An 18,029-nucleotide genomic window follows, 5' to 3' on the forward strand; every position below is an offset into this window, starting at 1 on the left:
GCAAATTATGGTTAGAAGAAAGCCTGAAGAGATACAAGAAATTAAAAAAAGACTTCTTGAGCACTACCCCCAAGCCCACACAGAGCTCAATTACAAAAATCTCTACCAACTCCTTGTTGCTGTCATGCTATCTGCCCAATGCACTGATAAAAGAGTAAACCTTATAACACCAGATCTTTTTAAGAAATATCCTAATGTCCATGCTCTAGCACAAGCAGATATAGACGAACTCAAAGAACTTATAAAATCATGCTCTTTCTTCAACAACAAAGCTAAAAATCTCATAAAAATGGCACAAATGGTAGAAGAAAAGTACGGTGGCAAAATTCCAGAGGATGAAAAAGAGCTAGTCAAACTTCCAGGAGTCGGACAAAAAACTGCCCATGTTGTCATGATCGAATATTTTGGCAAAAACCTCATGGCAGTCGATACACACGTCTTTCGCGTCGCTCACAGACTGCGCCTGAGTGATGCAAAAACACGAGAGGGGGTCGAAAAGGATTTGGTTCAAGCTTTCAAGACAGACTTAGCAGCAATTCATCAAGCGATGGTACTTTTTGGACGCTATATCTGCACCGCTAAAAATCCAAAATGTGATCAGTGTTTTTTGTATGATCTGTGTGACAGTGAAGATAAGCGCCCTCTTAAAGACTCCTAAGTACCCATTTATTATATTTTTTCTCAAAAGTCGCTATATCACAGCGGCTTTTGATCTCATTTTTCTTAAAATCTCCAAATTTTCTACCCAAAAGTGCCACAAGTCCCAAATCAAACTTGGCAAAATGGGAATTTGGATTCTTCTTGATATACGTAACTAACGCATGGTAATCTGTAAGAAAGCGAAACTGATAACACACTTTTGCTTGCGCTTTTTTACCACTCTTTTTTATCCAGAACACATCGATACTTTGTGGAACGAGTATATCCACAGATGAATATGGAGTATAGTAGTTGATGACCATATCAGCTACTACTCTTTTAGTTAGATCCTTTTGCGCACATCCGTGCAAAAAGAGCAGTATCACAATGAGTAAAAGGCTTCTCATAATATATCTCGCAGCAGGTTTAAAAGTGGAGCAATTGTATCGACTTTGACTCTTTCATGCACAGAATGTGGGTTGATAATGTCTGGACCGATAGATGCTATCTGCATTGATGGGAATTTTTGTGCAAATATCGCGCACTCAAGTCCTGCATGAATCGCTTTGAAAGAGACAGGATGTTTGGTAATTCTTTCATATTCTCTTGCTATCTCTTTTGCCAAAGGTGTGATAGAAGGCTTCCAGGCTGGATATATATCCACTATTTCTCTATCAAAGCCATCAAAAAAGCAGAGAGTCTCTTGAATAATTCTCTCAAGACCCTTATCACTGTTTGCACGGACACTTATCTCAATCCTCAAAAGATTATCAATAAGAGTAGTTTTTGCAAGGTTCACACTTACTTGCGGAATGGCAAACTCTCTTTCCCATGCACGTACACCATGTGCAAATGCACAAAGCAACTTTACAATAGCAAAATCTGCAACTCTTTTTTCTTCTGTTCTTTCAATGAGAAAATATTCACTATTTTGTAAAGACTCTTGTGTACAAATAACTGCTTGCAGATGAACTGGAATTGAGTTACGACGCTCTCCAGCTTCTATAGCAGCTACCTTTGCATCGGTTGCAAAATATGCAAACTCCTTGATAGCACTTGGGATATTTTTGTCAATATCGACCCCACTATGGCCTCCTGGGAAGTTACGAGCAGTAACTCTATAGAAATTACCTTCACACTCTTGCAAATCTACCTCTCTTTGCGCAACAATATCTGCACCACCAGCACATCCTACATATATCTGTCCAAACTCCTCACTATCGAGATTGATCATCTTCGTGGCTTGGAGGCGAAGTTCAAGATTCTTTGCACCAATAAGCCCTATCTCCTCATCATTTGTAAAGAGATATTCAGCCTCTTTGCCTTCTTCCATCAAAGCTAACATCATGGCTACACCTATGCCATTGTCTGCTCCGAGGCTTGAGTTTTTTGCTAAAAGATATCCATCTTTTTCATATATTTCAATGTGCGGGGCCTCACCCACACAAACCATATCATAGTGCGATTGCAAACAGATATCGCGTTTTGAGCGGTAGCAGAGTATGTTGCCAGCCCTATCTACTTCATAGTGGTAACCGCAGCGTGAAGTAAATGTAGTGATAAACTCACGAAGGGCTCCGGTGTTGCCGGAGCAGTGAGGGATCTGTGTAATCTTTTTGAAGAGTTCAAGGATGCGCATTAAAAATGCTTACCCTTTTGTTGAAAAATGTCAGGAAGTTTATTCTTATCAGTCTTTGTCAAATCCTCTTCTACATAGCGAAAGAGTTTTTCTTTGGCTTCTGGCTTGACTCGCTCCCAGACTCTTGCAAAAATTGTTTGTGGAAGAGCAAGAAAATATTTTGGAGGATTAGTCTCAGTAACAATGTTGCTAATATCATTTGCTAGTACTTTTATCACATCTTCTTCCATCTTTTTTTCTAGTTCATGATGCTCACCGGCATTACCGCCCATTTTCCCTGCATCTGCTTTGAAGCGTCCAGCCTCATCTGTAACGATATCTTTGAGTTTCCAGTGAGCTTCTACATAATCGATTGCATTGATTTGATCGAGTTTGATATTTTGTGGTTTGAGTCCAGCTTCTGCTTCTAAATCTCTTGGGTTTGCTTTGTAAACTTTCATTTCTCCCAAGTTTGCAACGATTACGATATCACCAACTTTCATGCACTATCCTTTTTTCTTTTATTCTATCTCTTTTTCTTTGAATTTTTACTAAATGAGCGAATAAAGAGGATAATAATAGCAATTTCTATAAAAAGCAAGAGGAAGTGTAGAGTATAAACCTGCTGCTCTTTGGGTGCTACATATATTTTATAAAAGACAAAACTAGCAACCATACCTGCAAGATAGCCTATCTGTTTGGCAATATCCACTTTTGTAAGAGCCAATGCCTTTTTGACTATAAGCGTTTCAGCCCTCATCAAATATGCCCCAAACATAAAAGTAATTTGGTATCCTGCATAAACAAGAAGTGCTGTCATATATGTATATGGCTTGATGAGAAAGAAAATAATGAGAAGAAGCATAATAAATTCAACCAAAAGGCCTATTTGAAAATAGCGCTTGATATTGAGAAGCACATCATAAAATTTTGCGATGACAAGCATACCAATTGCCAATAAAATACCTCCAAGTGAGTAGATAGAAGGCTCCAAAGGAGTGTAAATAACAAATATGGTACCGACCGAGAGGCCGGTGAAGAGGGAATTGAAAAATTTATAGGAGAGGTAGGTTTTGAGACGTAATCTCAAAAGGTTCCTTTGATACCTATATAGAAGCTTTGTGGCTCGCTCCCATATCCATACACTTCTTGGTATCTTTTATCAAAGAGGTTGTGCACCAATATATAGCCTTTGAAATGTTGTGCAAATTGGTGAGAAAGAGACAAATTGACTACATTGTATTTGCCTGTCTGTTTTGTTTGTGCAGCATCATCATAGCGAGACCCTACATAGTAGCCATTGATGTTGATAGTATGCTCACTACTTGGATACCATGTAAGAGAGTAGTTGTAGCGATGTCTTGCTCTTCTTGGAAGTGGATTTTTGCCTGGATCTTTTGGGCTTAGGTATGTAGCACCAAGCTCTAGATAGAGGCTATTCCCAAGTGCTCTTTTGTAGCTTGCTTCTATTCCTTTGAATTTGCTCGTACCGCCATAGTTTTTATAGTACTCATCACCCCATGTATTACTATCTGGATCGTACCAATTTATGAGATCTTTGACCCTCTCTTCAAAGTATACTAGCTTTGCGCCATATCCTTGCACACCAATATCGTAGCTGGTCGTTTTTTCTGGCTGGAGATTGAAATTGGAAACTCCCCAAGGATTGATCATCTTTATCTGATTTGGCACATTATAGGCTTTGCCAGCATTTGCGAAGAAGGAGAGGTTGGCAAGGTTATACTTTGCACCTATTTTTCCAGTTACTTGATTGTCAAATTTGTCATAACTATCGTAGCGGATATTCTCTTGCAAAATTAACTTATCAAATCTATTGGAATTTGTAAGATAGATATATCTATCATCATAGTCTATCTGCCCACTGGTAGCGGTAGTTTGTGCGAAGCTACTCTTATATCTTTGCAGCCCTGCTCCAAACTGCATAGTACCACCATAGTTGAGAGTATCTCTTAACTCAATATTACCCGTTTTTCCTTCATAGCTGTTTACTCCCCAGGTAGCATCTGGAAATTCACGGTTGGTCGTGGTTGTATCAATATGAAGATCGAGCGTATGATTGTGCAAAGATTTTGTCGCATTTGTATAGAATGCATGGTAGCGATAGATATCGTTGTAGCGAGAATTTGGATCTGGTGCATAGGTGGTAGGATTGTATCCATCAGCTTGATTGTATGCGCTGATTATATTCATACCACTCTCTACTATTAAATTATCATCTTTGTATCCGACTTTTGCTCTTACATTTCTATTGATATAACCATCAGCTTCATAGTCTCGCGGATCTTTGTTATAAGGCGTAATTGCAGAAAATCCGTCAGTTTTATAAAAATCAAAATCTAATCCATAAAAGATTTTATCATGTTTCTTTACAATTGAAAGAGCACTTTGGACTGTATGAAAACTCCCATAATTTACATCTATACTTGTATGCTCTTTGTCATTTGTAATGATATTGACCACACCAGCTGCAGCGTCTGAACCCCAGATACCACTTTGTGCTCCTTTGATAATTTCAACTCTTTTGACATTGTTTAAAAGCAGATGTTCAGATGATGGGCCATTGAAATTTGATGGATCGTTAAATCTCACTCCATCGATAAGAATAAGGAGTTTGTCGTTTGAAAGACCACGAAGATAGATATTGTTAACTTTTCCTACTCCCCCATTTGCAGCCTGGGATGAGCCTGTGATGTAGTGCAGAAGTTGTGGAAGTGTGCGTATACCCTTCTCATCTAGTTCTTGTGCGTCAATTATCTCTATATCATCAGTAACATCCTCTACATCTTCTGCAATCTTTTGTGCACTGACAACAATTTTCTCGATCGACTCAACTCTAGCTGCTTGCGCATTGAGATTTACTACAGAGACTGTAGCAGCGATTGCAGCAAGAGAGAAGTATCTCTTTTTGAATCCTTTTGCCATTTTCTCTCCTTTTATGTATTTGAAGAGGCAATTATACTAAAACTCAAATCCTTTGCGTGCCTGGACTCCCCTGTCAAAATAGTGCTTTATTTTCCTCATCTCTGTCACAAGGTCTGCTTTGTCTATAAGCTTTTGCGTAGCTCCGCGTCCTGTTAAAACAAGTTCACATTTCGCTTGCTCCATAAGAGATAGAAGATCATCTTCACTCAACAATCCAAAATGCATCGCTACTATGATCTCGTCTAATACAATCAAATCATAATTTTTATGCAATGCTTCCTGAGCACGTGCATACTGTCTCTTTGCCATCGCAAGCTGCTCTTTGCTTGGTTTGTCAAAAATGAATTTCCCATCCCACTCTCTGTCTACCTCAATACCCAAAGAGGTGAGGATATCGATCTCACTGGTTTGCATTCCTTTCATAAACTGCATAAAAAGGAGATGTTTTCCCGCTCCTTTTGCTCTTATTGCAAGCCCAATGGCTGCAGTCGTTTTACCCTTACCATCACCTGTATAAATCTGAATCATTGGACCACTTCAATGACAATATCATCATAGTAAGCTTGCGATTTTCCCGAAGATATAACTCCCACGCCGCCTGGTCTTACTTTGAGATGGAAGAGTTTTGCCACTTCACGATTATCTAAAAAAATTGTTGCTTTGTCATTGCAAAAAGCAACTTTGAGCGAATGGGGATGGATATTATTTGGCAGTTTTTTTGATAAGAGGATTTTTGGCTCTTTATTTTTAATCTCTTCTACTATAAGCTTTCTGTTTTTAAAATCGATACTTACTGCATAGTAGTTTTTACGATCTCTTGCTCGAAATATCACTCCTGCATTCTCTTTACTTGAGAGTATAGTCTGACAGCTACCATTTGTAAAATAGTATTGATTCGTAAAGAAGAGATTTTTTTGCTCGAATTTGCTCCCGCGTGGATATTTTACAAAAAGCTGTTTCTTACCGTTTACTTCCCAAATACCGGGAAAGGATTTCCCACTACAACTTACTATCCATCCAACAGGCAATTCACCTTTGGTTACATGTTTAAAATCAACCTTGATAACCTTTTTGGCATGTGTACAATCTGCAAAGAGCATTAGTGTTGCTATAAGCATTCCTAGTATATATCGCATCTCTTACTCCTTCTTTTTTGCTATTATAACTCTTTTGAGATCTATTGAAGGAAAAAAATGCACATTCTCTTTGCTCCAAGCGAAGCCAAAATACAAGGTGGCTATGAATCCAAAATACAATTTTGCTTTGATATAGAGCGTAGGCCAATACTGCAAAAATATGATGATGTTATCAAAAACGGTACACTTGAAGAGAAACTCAAACTTTTTGGTACAAAAGAGCCGGTGGAAGTAGATATATTCAACTCCCCTACCAAAAAAGCCATAGAACGCTATCATGGTGTAGCGTATGAATACTTAGACTACGCCTCTCTCCATCCTTTGCATCAAGAGTTTATCGACAATCATCTCATAATCTTTTCTAATCTCTTTGGACCTTTGTGTGCAAGAGATCTTATTCCTTTCTATAAGCTCAAGCAAGGAGAAGCAGTAGGTGGTATAAAGCCAGAAAAGTTCTATGCACCACTTTGTAAAAATCTTCATCTAGATAGTGAAATATTGGATCTACGGGCAGGATACTATGAGAAATTTTATAAGCCTGCTTTTGCTGTAAAAATGAAATTTATAAAAAACGGCAAAGTAGTAAGCCACTGGGCAAAAGCTTATCGTGGAATGGTTTTGCGTCAAATTGCAATACATAATATTGACAGCTTCAAAAAACTTCGTGATTTTACTTTTGAGGGACTAAGACTCAAAGAGATTATAAGTAAGAAAAATGAAGAGATTTGGGTTATGGAGATAATATAGATGTGTTTGATAATTACACTTTTGTTTTTGGCTCTTGCAGTATGGTCAAGTCTGCATGCAGACTATATCGCAGCTTTGCTCTATGGTGCAATTGCCCTTGTTTTTGGTTTGCTCTTAGTATGGAACATCAAGAAAACATGGAAAGATCACCACAAAATTTGAGAGCCTTTTTGACAAGTGTCGGCAGATGAGCTGTTTTGGCTTCTTCTAGATCCATCCAGACTAGCTCTCCTTCAGCTTCCTCTTTGTAGCAATAAACTGTAATAGCAAACTTGGTGTAATTATGTTTAAATGATCCAAGGAGCAATTCTTTTCTTTTCGCTACAGGTAAGAGGAGCATACCCTTATACATGGAGCCTTTAGAAGGTGTGAGAGCGATTCTTTTATTTCTTACACAAAGGGCATAGTGAAGATCTAGCTTTTCATACTCTCTCTTGCCTTTGCTCCAAAACTTTAACGGATCATTTTTCCCTTCACACTCTTTTTGGAGTGGACATACCTCACAGAGTGGATTTGTAGCACACACAAGACTGCCAAGATCCATGAGAGCTAAGTTGTGCTCTTTAGGAGAGGCTTTATTTAAAAACTCGCTAGCTTTTTGCCATACCTCTTTTTGCGAGCCAGTAAGTGCAAAGAAGCGCCGCAAAACCCGCTCAATATTTACATCCACTACAGCAACAGGCTGGTTATATGCAAATGAAGCGATTGCATGAGCAGTATATTTGCCTATTCCAGGTAGCTTTTGTAACTCCTGTATACTTTGAGGTAAAGTTGCTACAAGATTGGCTACCTTCTTCATTGCAAGTGCTCTGCGATAATATCCAAGCCCGCTCCACTGAGCTAAGAGCTCCTCATCACTTGCCATGCGAAGGCTCTGAAGTGCAGGAAACTTTTGCAAAAACGGCTCATACTTTTGCAAGACTCGCTCTACCTGCGTTTGTTGCAGCATTATTTCGCTTACATAGATCTCATAAGGATCAGAAGTCTTGCGCCATGGTAGTTCATGGCGCCCATACTGTTTGAACCACTCAAGCAGTGTTAACTTGTTCATGATTGCAATACAATTATGGCTTGTTTACAACACCCATAAAAAGAGGTGTTGAAGTTTTATTATGTACTATCATAAATGCAAAAGGTCTATCGCAATAAAAAGTATAAACAGGTGGTACTCCTGCAATCTCTGTGACAACTGTAGCAGTAGCTGCTGCAGCTTCACTTCCCTCTTCTGTCACTTCTATGAAAGTTTTGTGAAAAAAACCTCCAACATAGAGATTGGCATTTGGATCGATAGGTCTGCCAAGCGATGAGAGATCAGCATGTACAGGATCAAAAATATCTTCAATTCCTAAAGCTTGTAAAGCTTCAGTGATATTCTTCGTTCCCCATGTAAGTTTAAATTTTGGTACCTTCAAACGTACATCAATCTCCTCTCTTTTTGCTCTTACAATCTGTTGCATAGAGGTTTTGGACAACTTTTCTAAAAGTTCCTCAATAGCAAAATCTTCATTTGGCAAAAAGAACCACATGCTAAGCTCTTCATTTTTATACGGTAACTCCAGAGCCCGAAATCCCTGCATCTGGCTTACATTAAACTCCCCTTGTGCTTTCATCATATCCGCCTCAACACTCTCACCAAATGGAGCAATATAAAAAGGCTCTTTAGCTGTTTTTGATTTGTTAAACTCTCTTTGCCATTTTCCATAAAAATAGAGAGCATTAACAAGCACCATTCTTGTCTTTGGTTTTACTGAACCTGGTGGTAAAAGGTCTTTGATCTTCTCTTGCGTCTTGTTTGTAACCCACTTATTTATCTCTTTGCGCATCTCTTCACTTTTTTCTAAGAAATTTGCACTATATATGGACGCATCAAAAAGATCTTCTATCAAATAGCGATAACTCTTATAAAGATGAAACTTTTGCTCTACCCATGCAGCATTGGCAGTAGCAAATGTTGCATTATGCACTTGCAGCTTCTTTTGCAATGCTGCATATGAAGCAGCCAGTGCAAAATCTGGAGGATAGCCAAAAGCTCTTGCTATTTGCACCCGACTCTCATTGCTGGCTCCAAAATAGAGCATATTCATGACTCCAGCAATACTCAAAGGGGATATGAAGAGATTTTGCCTGTGATAGAGCTGCTGCGATAGACGTAGACCAAATCGGTAGATAGATGCTGCTAATTTTGAAACATTGGTCTCTTTAACGATTTCACATGCTCCAATATGCAAAAAGCGCGCCTGGGAATCTGCTCGAAGAGCACAGTAGTTGGGATAAGTCTTTTCTCTTGGCTCACAAGGAGTTGTAATACACTCAACCTGTTTGAATCCACACACAGGAGCTTGCAGTTCATCTTCACAAGATACTATCTGCTGTAGCAATACAATATCTTGTGAATTACCATAATCAAAAACCAACTTTTTCGTATCTTTGCTCACCGCAAATGCAGCTATGTAGTAGGCCATATCTGCAGTTCCAAATGCTGGCTTGATGATTTTTACTGGTATCTTGATTACACCATCAAAAAACTGTGGATCTTCAAAAACAATCCGGTTGGATCCGCTCGTTTGGACTATTTTATAAAGAACTAGTTTATAAGTTGAATAATCTAGAAGATAATCAAAACCTGCTTCTTTGGCGTCTTGGAAATTTGTAAAAATCTGATATTGCGGAAGATCTTTATATTTGTGGTTTCGCTTGAAATCTAGATATTTTATAGCTCCTTGAGAAAACTCAATTGCATTTTCTTCAATCTTATAGTTGAAAAAACCCAAATCTGCATAGCGAAAATACTCCCCAGGTTTAACAGGGAGCAGTTTATAGACTCTCTTTTTTTGTGCATTTGCTGAAACAGTAATAAAATCAAACCGTGTATCGCCATCGTTATCAAAATCTCCAATATAGTAAAAGAGCCATACTGCAGGCATATCACATGACCCATCTATCCTCTTCCATCCAAAAACGTTACCACGCGTTGGCGTGACACCAAATAGTTTATAACAGTTTCCTTGTGGTGTCTCATAGACCCAATTGGAAGCACTATTTTGTACCTTTTTTGGAGAGAGCGCATAGTATTTAAATTCTCCAGACAGATCAAATCTTTTGTCTTGCAAATGCAGAGCATTCACTGTAGCAAATAGTGAAGAGAAGATAAATAAAGAGAGCCATAGATATCTCACAATTGATCCTTTGCAAGGGGATATAGATCATTATACCTTACATTTGGAATCAAAAAATGGAGAAGTAGATGGGGAAAAATCCCAAAAAGATTTATACATTAAAATATTTTGCCTCCGGGTGATGCACTACAATTGCACAAGTAGACTGCTCAGGATGGATCTGATATGTCTCACTCAATTCAATGCCAAACTCTTCTGGTTTTAAGAGATTGAAGATATGGCGGTTAAGCTCAAGATCGGGACAAGCCGGATAGCCAGGAGAGTATCTGGCTCCTTGATAACCTACCATTTTTACATCACGCAAATCCGGTTTTTCATTGCGTAAAATCCCAAGCTCTATGCGTATCTGCTTATGAGCAATCTCAGCCAATGCCTCGGCAAGCTCGACACTGAGACCATGTACCAAATGATACTCATGATACTTCCCAGCTTTAAAAAGCTCCCCTTCATACTCGCTAAACTTGCTTCCAGCACTCACACAAGTAAATGCACTCACATCCATTCGGTCACTATGAAAATAGTCTGCGATGCATCTATGAGGCGGTTTAGACTGCCTTGGAAAGGTGAAAATCTCTATCGCATCTCCGATGATATTTTCTATCGGTTCACGATTGGCATCCTCATCTCTTTGCCAACCAAACTCCTCTCCAAATACATAGAGCTCATTATCCACAGCTCTTGCAGGCCAATATCCATAGAGAATGGTAGGCTCAAATATATCTTTTAGTTCACTTCTTAGTCTATTGAATGCTGGAATCACCTTTTCATCCAGCTGCTTTTGATACTCCTCTTTGCTCAGACCTTTTGATTTATAGCCCCAACGCTGTTTAAAAAGAAGCCTTTTGTTGATCCACTCATAGGCGATATCGGGGTCAATCTCAAGTATCTTTCTACCCCAAAATGGTGGGATAGGTACAGGGGCTGGTTTTGGCAAAATGATATTTGCCGGATCGATCTTTATCTCTTCTTTTGGTTTAACCTCAACAATCTCCTCTTCATCCTTGTCACTCCCAAGCTTTGTATCAAAGTTTCCCTCTTCGATTCTACTCATCGCCACTATTCCATCAAAAGCATCACGGCAATAAAAGATAGGTCCATCATAGGCCGGACGACAAAACTCATCCACAAACTTCTTTGTCAGCGCAGCCCCGCCTAAAAGCACAGGCGTATCAATTCCTTTTTGCTTCATCTCTTTGAGATTTTCCAACATCACTTGAGTAGATTTAACCAATAACCCACTCATACCAATTGCTTGGGCATTATGCTCTTTATAGGCTTTGATAAACTCTTCAAGTTCTACTTTAATACCAAGATTGACAACTTTAAAGCCGTTGTTGGTGAGCAAAATATCTACAAGGTTTTTGCCAACATCATGCACATCACCCTTCACTGTTCCCAAAATAAGAGTGGTTTGCAATTGTTTCTCTTTTTTTGGCAAAAACTGATTAAGATAATCTACTGCTGCTTTCATCACCTCTGCACTTTGCAGCACAAAAGGTAGCTGCATCTGCCCGCTGCCAAAAAGATCTCCTACCTCTTTCATAGCTCCGATCAAAATTTCATTGATAATCTTTTCTGGATTAATGCGATCTTTGGCTTTTTCAAGCAGTGGCATCATCCGCTCTTTGTCCCCATCGATAAGAAGCTTGTGGATTTGCTCTTGGAGTGGGAGTTTGCTCAGTTCATCATCACTTGCAGCCTCTTTTTTTTCTGCTTTGCTGAAGTGCTCAATGAAAGCAAAGAGTGGATCGCCATTTTCGCGCCTGTTAAAGAGCAGATCCTCACAAACTTTGCGATCCTCTTCGCTGATTTTGTGGTAAGGGATGAGATTTTTGACATTGACGATCGCCATAGTAAGACCGGCTTCGACACAATGATGCAAAAAGACACTGTTGAGGTACTCCCTTGCATGTTTCTCAAGACCAAAGCTGATATTGGATACTCCTAAAACGGCTCCAACTTCTGGATGACGTTTTCTAAGCTCCCTGATCGCTTCAATAGTTTCAATAGCTGCTGTTTGATACTCCTCATCCCCACTTCCAACGGTAAAGGTTAAAAGATCAAAAACAAGATCACCAGGATTGAGGCCATGGAGATTTACGGCCCTTTCATACATACGCTCAGCAACTGCTAACTTTTTCTCTTTTGTCTTTGCCATTCCCTCTTCATCGATTGCCAACAGTACCAATGCCGCACCATAGCGCTTTGCCAATGAACAGATTTTGTCAAACTTCTCTATCCCATCTTCAAGGTTGGCTGAGTTGATAATCGGACGTCCGCCAATGTGCTTGAGAGCTGTCTCAATAGCTGGAACTTGCGTGGAGTCCGGCATGAGAGGAATCGGGATCTTTTCATTGTAGAGTTTGATGACTTCTTTCATATCTTTTGTCTCATCGCGCCCTGCAAACCCGACACTTACATCAATACCATGGGCTCCACTGCGCACTTGTTGCTGCGCAACACTGAGTGTCCCTTCATAATCGCTTTTTAAAAGAAGCTCTCTAAAAGCTTTACTTCCTGTCGCGTTGCTTCGCTCACCCATCAAAAAGGGAGGAGGATTTTGATGAAGGGTCCTTGATTCAAAGAGGCTTGCAATGCTTCTAGGCTGTTTTCCTTTTGGAGGGAGGGGCTTTTTGCCTTCAACTGCATCAACTAAAGCCTTGATATGTTGCGGTGTAGTTCCACAGCATCCGCCAAGCAGCGCCACACCATCAATGGAAGTAAATTTTGCTTCAAGCTCTGTAAACTCTTTTGGGCCCATAGGATAGTAGGTATAACCGCCTCTGTTTTGTGGTAGCCCAGCATTGGCATGGATACTGATAGGTCTATCCCACACTTCGCTCAGCACCCTTACATGTTTTTCCACCATATCTGGACCGGTTCCGCAATTAAATCCAAGTGAAATTATGTCAAACGGCTCTAAAATAGTAGCAATCGTTGCCGCATCAGTTCCAATAAGCATCGTACCATTTTGCTCAATGGTAACACTTACCATCACTGGAATCTCAGGGGCTGTATCTTGACAAGCATGGATTGCCGCTTTGATCTGCAAAGGATCTTGACAGGTCTCAAGCAAGAAAAGATCTGCACCACCATCTTTAGCTCCCCGTGCAGCTTCACAGTATCCTGCATACATTGCATCATAATCGATATGCCCAAGACTTGGCAGTTTTGTTCCTGGACCCAAAGAGCAAGCAGTAAAACGAGGTTTCTCAGAAGTACTATATTTTTGGCAAATCTCTTTGACCAGCTCACACCCTCTTTTTGTCAAATCATACGCTTCACTAGCCAAATCATACTCTTCCAAAACCCAGGGCATTGAGCCAAATGTATTTGTTTTAATGATGTCGGCACCAACTTTGGCATAGGCTTCATGAATAGATTTTATAATCTCAGGAGCAGTTCTATTTAAAAGCTCATTACACCCCTCTTTGCCTTCCCAAGCTTTTGGTGGTATCTCTTTTGCTTTTGCTTGAAGCTGGGTACCCATCGCGCCATCAATGACTAAAATCCGCTTTTTTAGCAGCTCTTTAATCAATCTGCACCTCTTTAAATTTTTTTGCCATTATACTATTATATTTAAAAGGAGTTTACAATGTTTATCAACCGCTTTCCAAAAATGGCAGCACTGCAAAAGTTTCGCGCAATTGCTCTAGGATTTGATGAAGAGATAGCCGAAGCAATTGGCATCGCAGAAGCTACAAAATATGCAATATTTAAAAACCTCTCTTACAAAAGGCGCAAGGAAAAAGAGCAAGAATTTGTCACTAAAAAGCTTAAAATCACACCAGAAAATCTCGATGAAGAGACATTTGCCATCTTTAAACTTCAAGCGCTCAATGGACTGCCTTTCGTCGGAGAAAAGACATATACTCGTGAAGATTACAAGAGAGCAGTCTTTATGAAATTTGGCAAGGAGACAGGCAAAAAAATTGAAGAGTGGGCTAAAAATATAATAGATTCATGTGATAAAGCGCTCTTAGAAAATGAGCAAAAGTTTTTCAACGAGTGTTGGAAACCACATCGGGATGAGAATCCTTTGGCTATCTAATCTTTTGCATTCTTTTTTTGCCAAGTTTATAAAGTCTTGAGGGTGTGCTCTCATAAAGTCCTCTCCAATCCTCTACAACAATATCAGCCTGCTTCATTGCCCACTCTCTCTCAAATCTCTTACCACTCGCATTAGCACTTGTAGAGTAGCACCAGCCAAACTTTCTTAAAAACTTGTAATGCTCTCCCCAGTTTATAACACGCAAAGCTTTGCCATTTGGATAGATAAATGTAGTTTTTTTTGCTCGCCTCACGAGGTTTTTGTGCTTTTTGGGAACTCTTACAAACTTTTGTAAATTTTTCAATGAAGATACTGCTATAAGAAATGGTTTCGAAGGAGGACGTTTTTTAATTCGTGCTAGTTTTTCACTATCTTGGCTCAAAAAACCAACAGTGGTGTCGGTTTGAGCAAGATAGACTTTTTTTGGATCCATTATTCACTGAGGTAGTCTTGCAGTGCTTTTGGCGTAAGTTCTTTAGCTCTGAGACTCCTAATCGCTTCAGCTGCTACTTTTGCTGCTGAAATAGTTGTAAAGTATGGTATCTGATGGCGCAATACCTGCTCGCGTATCTTTCTTGCATCACTTTTACTTGCTTTATTATCACTTGTATTGATTGCCATTGCAATCTCGCCATTTTTAATCATATCCTCAATATTTGGACGCCCTTCACTAATTTTTAGTACCAATGTACTCTCAATTCCAGCATCCTCTAAAATTTTATGCGTTCCTCGCGTAGCAACAATCTCAAATCCTAAATCTCTATAGAGTTTGGCAATCTCTGGAGCGTAGGGCTTATCATAGTCAGTGAGTGATAAAAAGAGCTTTCCAGCAGTTGCCAGGCGGTTACCTGCTGCAAACTGCGCTTTTGCAAAGCTCTCTCCAAAACCTTCACTAATTCCCATCACTTCTCCCGTACTCTTCATCTCAGGCCCTAGCAGGAGATCTGCCCCTGGAAGTTTATTGAATGGAAATACCGCCTCTTTAACAGCGATATGGTTTTTGAGTTTTGGCTTGAGAATTTCAGTACTAAAATCTACAACACCATACTCATCATAAAATTGTAAAGCCTCTACGAGATCGCCTTTAATCATCACACGCGTTGCCACTTTTGCCATTGGTACACCTGTAGCTTTGCTCACAAATGGCACAGTGCGTGAAGCTCGTGGATTTACTTCAATCAAATAGACCTCATCTTTATAGATTGCATACTGAATATTGAGTAGTCCCTTTACACCAAGTCCTAAAGCAATCTTTTTTGTTTGCTCTTCAACTTCTTGTAAAATCTTCTCATCAATCGTCACAGTTGGCAAAGAGCAGGCACTATCGCCAGAGTGGATCCCAGCCTCTTCAATATGCTGCATAATTCCGCCAATATAGACACGTTTTCCATCACTTATAGCATCTACATCCAGCTCTATTGCGTGATCGAGAAACTTATCTATTAAAACAGGAGATTCATGACTGACACTCACCGCCTCATCCATATACTCTTTGAGCTCATTTTCATTATAGACAATACGCATCGCCCGCCCACCAAGCACGTAGCTTGGCCGCACTAATACAGGATAGCCAATCTCTTCAGCAATTTTCAAAGCATCTTCTTTTGTAAAAGCTGTTCCGTTTGGAGGCTGTTTGAGGCCATTTTTGGCTATAAATTCACTAAATTTCTCCCTATCTTCAGCTAGATCTATCACTTTTGCACTCGTTCCTACAATTTTAGCACCAATTGCAGTAAGAGGCTTAGCAAGTTTAAGTGGAGTCTGCCCCCCAAAATGCACTATCACACCAGTTGGATTCTCTTCTTTGATGACACTGCGCACATGCTCAAAATCGATAGGCTCAAAATAGAGAATATCACTTGTATCATAATCAGTAGAGACTGTTTCAGGGTTACAGTTATACATAATTGATTTTATACCCATATCTTTGAGGGCAAAGGCAGCATGCACACAGCAGTAATCAAACTCAATTCCCTGTCCTATGCGGTTTGGACCACCCCCAATGATGAGTACTTTCTCTTCATTTGACTCTTTTTGTACTTTTGGAAGCTTCGTAATATTTGTTGAGCTATAAAGATAAGGAGTAAGAGCTGGAAACTCTGCTGCACAGGTATCTACTTCATTGTACTCAAGCTCAATTCCCAAAGCGGTGCGCGCACTAAAGACATCGTTTTCAGTAAGCTCTGTGTGCTCTTTTTCATTGATAAGCTTTGCAATCATCTTATCACTAAAGCCATATGTCTTGGCTCTTCGCAAAAGCTCTTCATTTTGTAAGATATCAAGATCTATTTTTGCTTCAAACTGCACTATCTCTTCTATCTGATACAAAAACCAAGGATCGATTTGCGAGAGCTCATAAATCTCTTCTACGCTAAGACCTTCACGAAAACCTTGTGCAATATAGAGGAGGCGCTTCTCATTTGGACGACGAATCTCGTGCTTAATTGTCTCAATATCAGCTTCAATTTTTTCAAATCCAACTAATCCAGTCTCTAGTGAGCAAAGCCCCTTTTGGACTGACTCTTTAAAGGTGCGTCCTATCGCCATTACTTCGCCAACACTTTTCATAGATGTTGTGAGCGTAGAGTCAGCTTGCGGAAACTTTTCAAAAGTAAAGCGAGGAATTTTTGTGACAATATAGTCAATTGTTGGCTCAAAACTTGCAGCAGTCCCTGTAATATCATTTTCAATCTCATCAAGCGTATAGCCCACAGCTAGCAGTGTTGCGACTTTAGCTATCGGATAGCCTGTTGCTTTACTCGCAAGGGCACTAGAACGGCTCACTCTTGGATTCATCTCAATAACAATCATGCGCCCCGTTTTAGGATTCACAGCAAACTGCACATTACTTCCACCAGTATCTACACCAATTTCACGCAAAATTGCAAAAGAGGCATCACGCATGCGCTGATACTCTTTGTCTGTGAGGGTGAGGGCTGGAGCTACAGTGATAGAGTCTCCTGTATGTACTCCCATAGGATCGAGGTTTTCGATGGAGCAGACAATAATACAGTTATCTTCTCTGTCCCTTATTACCTCCATCTCATACTCTTTCCATCCAAGGAGCGACTCTTCAATGAGAATCTCACTGATTGGACTTGCTTCAAGTCCCTTTGCTGCAAGAGTTTTAAATTCATCTATATTATATGCAACACCACTTCCGCCACCAGCTAGTGTATAAGAAGCGCGAATTATAAGAGGAAAACCTATTTCACGGGCAGCTTCCATTGCCTCTTCGAGGCTATAAGCATAGCGGCTTTTTGGCAAATCCATGCCAAGTTTGAGCATAGCCTCTTTAAAAGCCTGCCTATCTTCGCCCTTTTTAATAGCTTCTGGATTTGCTCCAAGGAATTTGATACCTTCAAGCATCCCTTTTTCATACATACTCATTGCTACATTTAAAGCGGTCTGTCCACCCATGGTAGGCAAAATAGCATCAACTTTTTCTTTTTGAATAATTTTATAAATGATATCTTCTGTAATTGGCTCAATATAGGTACGATCTGCAAAACCTGGATCAGTCATAATAGTTGCGGGATTGGAATTTACAAGAACTACACGATAACCCAAAGATTTGAGAGTCTTTACTGCTTGAGTTCCAGAATAGTCAAATTCACATGCTTGGCCGATGACGATGGGACCCGAGCCTATGAGGAGAATCGTGTGGATATCATCTCTTTTTGGCATTATTACCCTTGTGATTTTAGTTTTTGATTTTA

At 39.8% G+C, this 18,029-nt stretch carries 16 protein-coding genes; 4 read left to right on the forward strand and 12 right to left on the reverse strand.

Annotated elements, in window-relative coordinates; translation table 11 throughout:
* The first annotated feature begins 7 nt into the window (after positions 1 to 7).
* Complete coding sequence (gene nth, locus JG734_RS06750; RefSeq protein WP_201332526.1) at positions 8 to 658, forward strand: endonuclease III; 651 nt, start codon at positions 8 to 10, stop codon at positions 656 to 658.
* On the opposite strand, the gene JG734_RS06755 is transcribed toward nth, so the two are convergent.
* The 7 genes from JG734_RS06755 to JG734_RS06785 are packed head-to-tail and all read right to left on the reverse strand — an operon-like array spanning position 645 to position 6,336.
* Positions 645 to 1,046, reverse strand: coding sequence for a hypothetical protein (locus tag JG734_RS06755; protein ID WP_201332527.1), 402 nt, complete (start codon positions 1,044 to 1,046; stop codon positions 645 to 647). The genes nth and JG734_RS06755 overlap by 14 nt on opposite strands.
* Positions 1,043 to 2,278, reverse strand: coding sequence for a M20/M25/M40 family metallo-hydrolase (locus JG734_RS06760; RefSeq protein ID WP_201332528.1), 1,236 nt, complete (start codon positions 2,276 to 2,278; stop codon positions 1,043 to 1,045). The genes JG734_RS06755 and JG734_RS06760 overlap by 4 nt, the downstream gene beginning before the upstream one ends.
* Positions 2,278 to 2,760: a host attachment protein gene (locus JG734_RS06765; RefSeq protein ID WP_201332529.1), complete on the reverse strand. Its 483-nt coding sequence runs from the start codon at positions 2,758 to 2,760 to the stop codon at positions 2,278 to 2,280. Before JG734_RS06765 ends, JG734_RS06760 begins: the two co-directional genes overlap by 1 nt.
* A 23-nt stretch (positions 2,761 to 2,783) precedes the next feature.
* Entirely contained in the window at positions 2,784 to 3,347 is a 564-nt protein-coding gene (locus JG734_RS06770; RefSeq protein WP_201332530.1) for a hypothetical protein, read from the reverse strand.
* Entirely contained in the window at positions 3,344 to 5,200 is a 1,857-nt protein-coding gene (locus JG734_RS06775) for a TonB-dependent siderophore receptor (RefSeq protein ID WP_201332531.1), read from the reverse strand. Before JG734_RS06775 ends, JG734_RS06770 begins: the two co-directional genes overlap by 4 nt.
* A gap of 36 nt (positions 5,201 to 5,236) precedes the next feature.
* Positions 5,237 to 5,728 carry a cob(I)yrinic acid a,c-diamide adenosyltransferase gene (locus JG734_RS06780; RefSeq protein ID WP_201332532.1) on the reverse strand — a complete coding sequence of 164 codons (492 nt, stop codon included), beginning with the start codon at positions 5,726 to 5,728 and terminating at the stop codon, positions 5,237 to 5,239.
* Positions 5,725 to 6,336 (reverse strand): hypothetical protein, encoded by a 612-nt coding sequence (locus tag JG734_RS06785; protein WP_201332533.1) that lies wholly within the window; start codon positions 6,334 to 6,336, stop codon positions 5,725 to 5,727. Before JG734_RS06785 ends, JG734_RS06780 begins: the two co-directional genes overlap by 4 nt.
* A 57-nt stretch (positions 6,337 to 6,393) precedes the next feature.
* Here JG734_RS06785 and JG734_RS06790 point away from each other — a divergent pair, with 57 nt between their 5' ends.
* Both JG734_RS06790 and JG734_RS06795 read left to right on the forward strand, forming a co-directional pair.
* Positions 6,394 to 7,083: a YaaA family protein gene (locus JG734_RS06790; RefSeq protein WP_201332534.1), complete on the forward strand. Its 690-nt coding sequence runs from the start codon at positions 6,394 to 6,396 to the stop codon at positions 7,081 to 7,083.
* A complete protein-coding gene (locus JG734_RS06795) occupies positions 7,084 to 7,245 on the forward strand; it encodes a hypothetical protein (RefSeq protein WP_201332535.1) in 162 nt (53 codons plus the stop codon).
* On the opposite strand, the gene JG734_RS06800 is transcribed toward JG734_RS06795, so the two are convergent.
* From JG734_RS06800 to metH, 3 genes are all read right to left on the reverse strand, one after another.
* On the reverse strand, positions 7,211 to 8,134 hold the full coding sequence (locus tag JG734_RS06800; RefSeq protein WP_201332536.1) for an A/G-specific adenine glycosylase: 924 nt from the start codon (positions 8,132 to 8,134) through the stop codon (positions 7,211 to 7,213). The genes JG734_RS06795 and JG734_RS06800 overlap by 35 nt on opposite strands.
* Before the next feature lie 13 nt (positions 8,135 to 8,147).
* Positions 8,148 to 10,259, reverse strand: coding sequence for a serpin family protein (locus tag JG734_RS06805; RefSeq protein ID WP_201332537.1), 2,112 nt, complete (start codon positions 10,257 to 10,259; stop codon positions 8,148 to 8,150).
* A gap of 91 nt (positions 10,260 to 10,350) precedes the next feature.
* On the reverse strand, positions 10,351 to 13,797 hold the full coding sequence (gene metH / locus JG734_RS06810; RefSeq protein ID WP_201332538.1) for a methionine synthase: 3,447 nt from the start codon (positions 13,795 to 13,797) through the stop codon (positions 10,351 to 10,353).
* Between the two features lie 57 nt (positions 13,798 to 13,854).
* Here metH and JG734_RS06815 point away from each other — a divergent pair, with 57 nt between their 5' ends.
* Positions 13,855 to 14,310 (forward strand): hypothetical protein, encoded by a 456-nt coding sequence (locus JG734_RS06815; RefSeq protein ID WP_201332539.1) that lies wholly within the window; start codon positions 13,855 to 13,857, stop codon positions 14,308 to 14,310.
* Here JG734_RS06815 and JG734_RS06820 read toward each other — a convergent pair.
* Together JG734_RS06820 and carB are read right to left on the reverse strand one after the other, a co-directional pair.
* A complete protein-coding gene (locus JG734_RS06820) occupies positions 14,303 to 14,743 on the reverse strand; it encodes a Sua5/YciO/YrdC/YwlC family protein (RefSeq protein WP_201332540.1) in 441 nt (146 codons plus the stop codon). The two genes, JG734_RS06815 and JG734_RS06820, sit on opposite strands and share 8 nt — an antisense overlap.
* Positions 14,743 to 17,997 (reverse strand): carbamoyl-phosphate synthase large subunit, encoded by a 3,255-nt coding sequence (carB, locus tag JG734_RS06825; RefSeq protein ID WP_201332541.1) that lies wholly within the window; start codon positions 17,995 to 17,997, stop codon positions 14,743 to 14,745. The genes JG734_RS06820 and carB overlap by 1 nt, the downstream gene beginning before the upstream one ends.
* Between the last annotated feature and the right edge of the window lie 32 nt (positions 17,998 to 18,029).

Source organism: Nitratiruptor sp. YY09-18 (assembly GCF_016593235.1).
Classification (GTDB): Bacteria; Campylobacterota; Campylobacteria; order Campylobacterales; family Nitratiruptoraceae; genus Nitratiruptor.

Excerpts from the sequence above, each read along its gene's own strand:
- nth (WP_201332526.1), top strand. The coding sequence starts at position 8 with ATGGTTAGAAGAAAGCCTGAAGAGATACAAGAAATTAAAAAAAGACTT.
- JG734_RS06755 (WP_201332527.1), bottom strand. The coding sequence starts at position 1,046 with ATGAGAAGCCTTTTACTCATTGTGATACTGCTCTTTTTGCACGGATGT.
- JG734_RS06760 (WP_201332528.1), bottom strand. The coding sequence starts at position 2,278 with ATGCGCATCCTTGAACTCTTCAAAAAGATTACACAGATCCCTCACTGC.
- JG734_RS06765 (WP_201332529.1), bottom strand. The coding sequence starts at position 2,760 with ATGAAAGTTGGTGATATCGTAATCGTTGCAAACTTGGGAGAAATGAAA.
- JG734_RS06775 (WP_201332531.1), bottom strand. The coding sequence starts at position 5,200 with ATGGCAAAAGGATTCAAAAAGAGATACTTCTCTCTTGCTGCAATCGCT.
- JG734_RS06780 (WP_201332532.1), bottom strand. The coding sequence starts at position 5,728 with ATGATTCAGATTTATACAGGTGATGGTAAGGGTAAAACGACTGCAGCC.
- JG734_RS06785 (WP_201332533.1), bottom strand. The coding sequence starts at position 6,336 with ATGCGATATATACTAGGAATGCTTATAGCAACACTAATGCTCTTTGCA.
- JG734_RS06790 (WP_201332534.1), top strand. The coding sequence starts at position 6,394 with ATGCACATTCTCTTTGCTCCAAGCGAAGCCAAAATACAAGGTGGCTAT.
- JG734_RS06795 (WP_201332535.1), top strand. The coding sequence starts at position 7,084 with ATGTGTTTGATAATTACACTTTTGTTTTTGGCTCTTGCAGTATGGTCA.
- JG734_RS06800 (WP_201332536.1), bottom strand. The coding sequence starts at position 8,134 with ATGAACAAGTTAACACTGCTTGAGTGGTTCAAACAGTATGGGCGCCAT.
- JG734_RS06815 (WP_201332539.1), top strand. The coding sequence starts at position 13,855 with ATGTTTATCAACCGCTTTCCAAAAATGGCAGCACTGCAAAAGTTTCGC.
- JG734_RS06820 (WP_201332540.1), bottom strand. The coding sequence starts at position 14,743 with ATGGATCCAAAAAAAGTCTATCTTGCTCAAACCGACACCACTGTTGGT.
- carB (WP_201332541.1), bottom strand. The coding sequence starts at position 17,997 with ATGCCAAAAAGAGATGATATCCACACGATTCTCCTCATAGGCTCGGGT.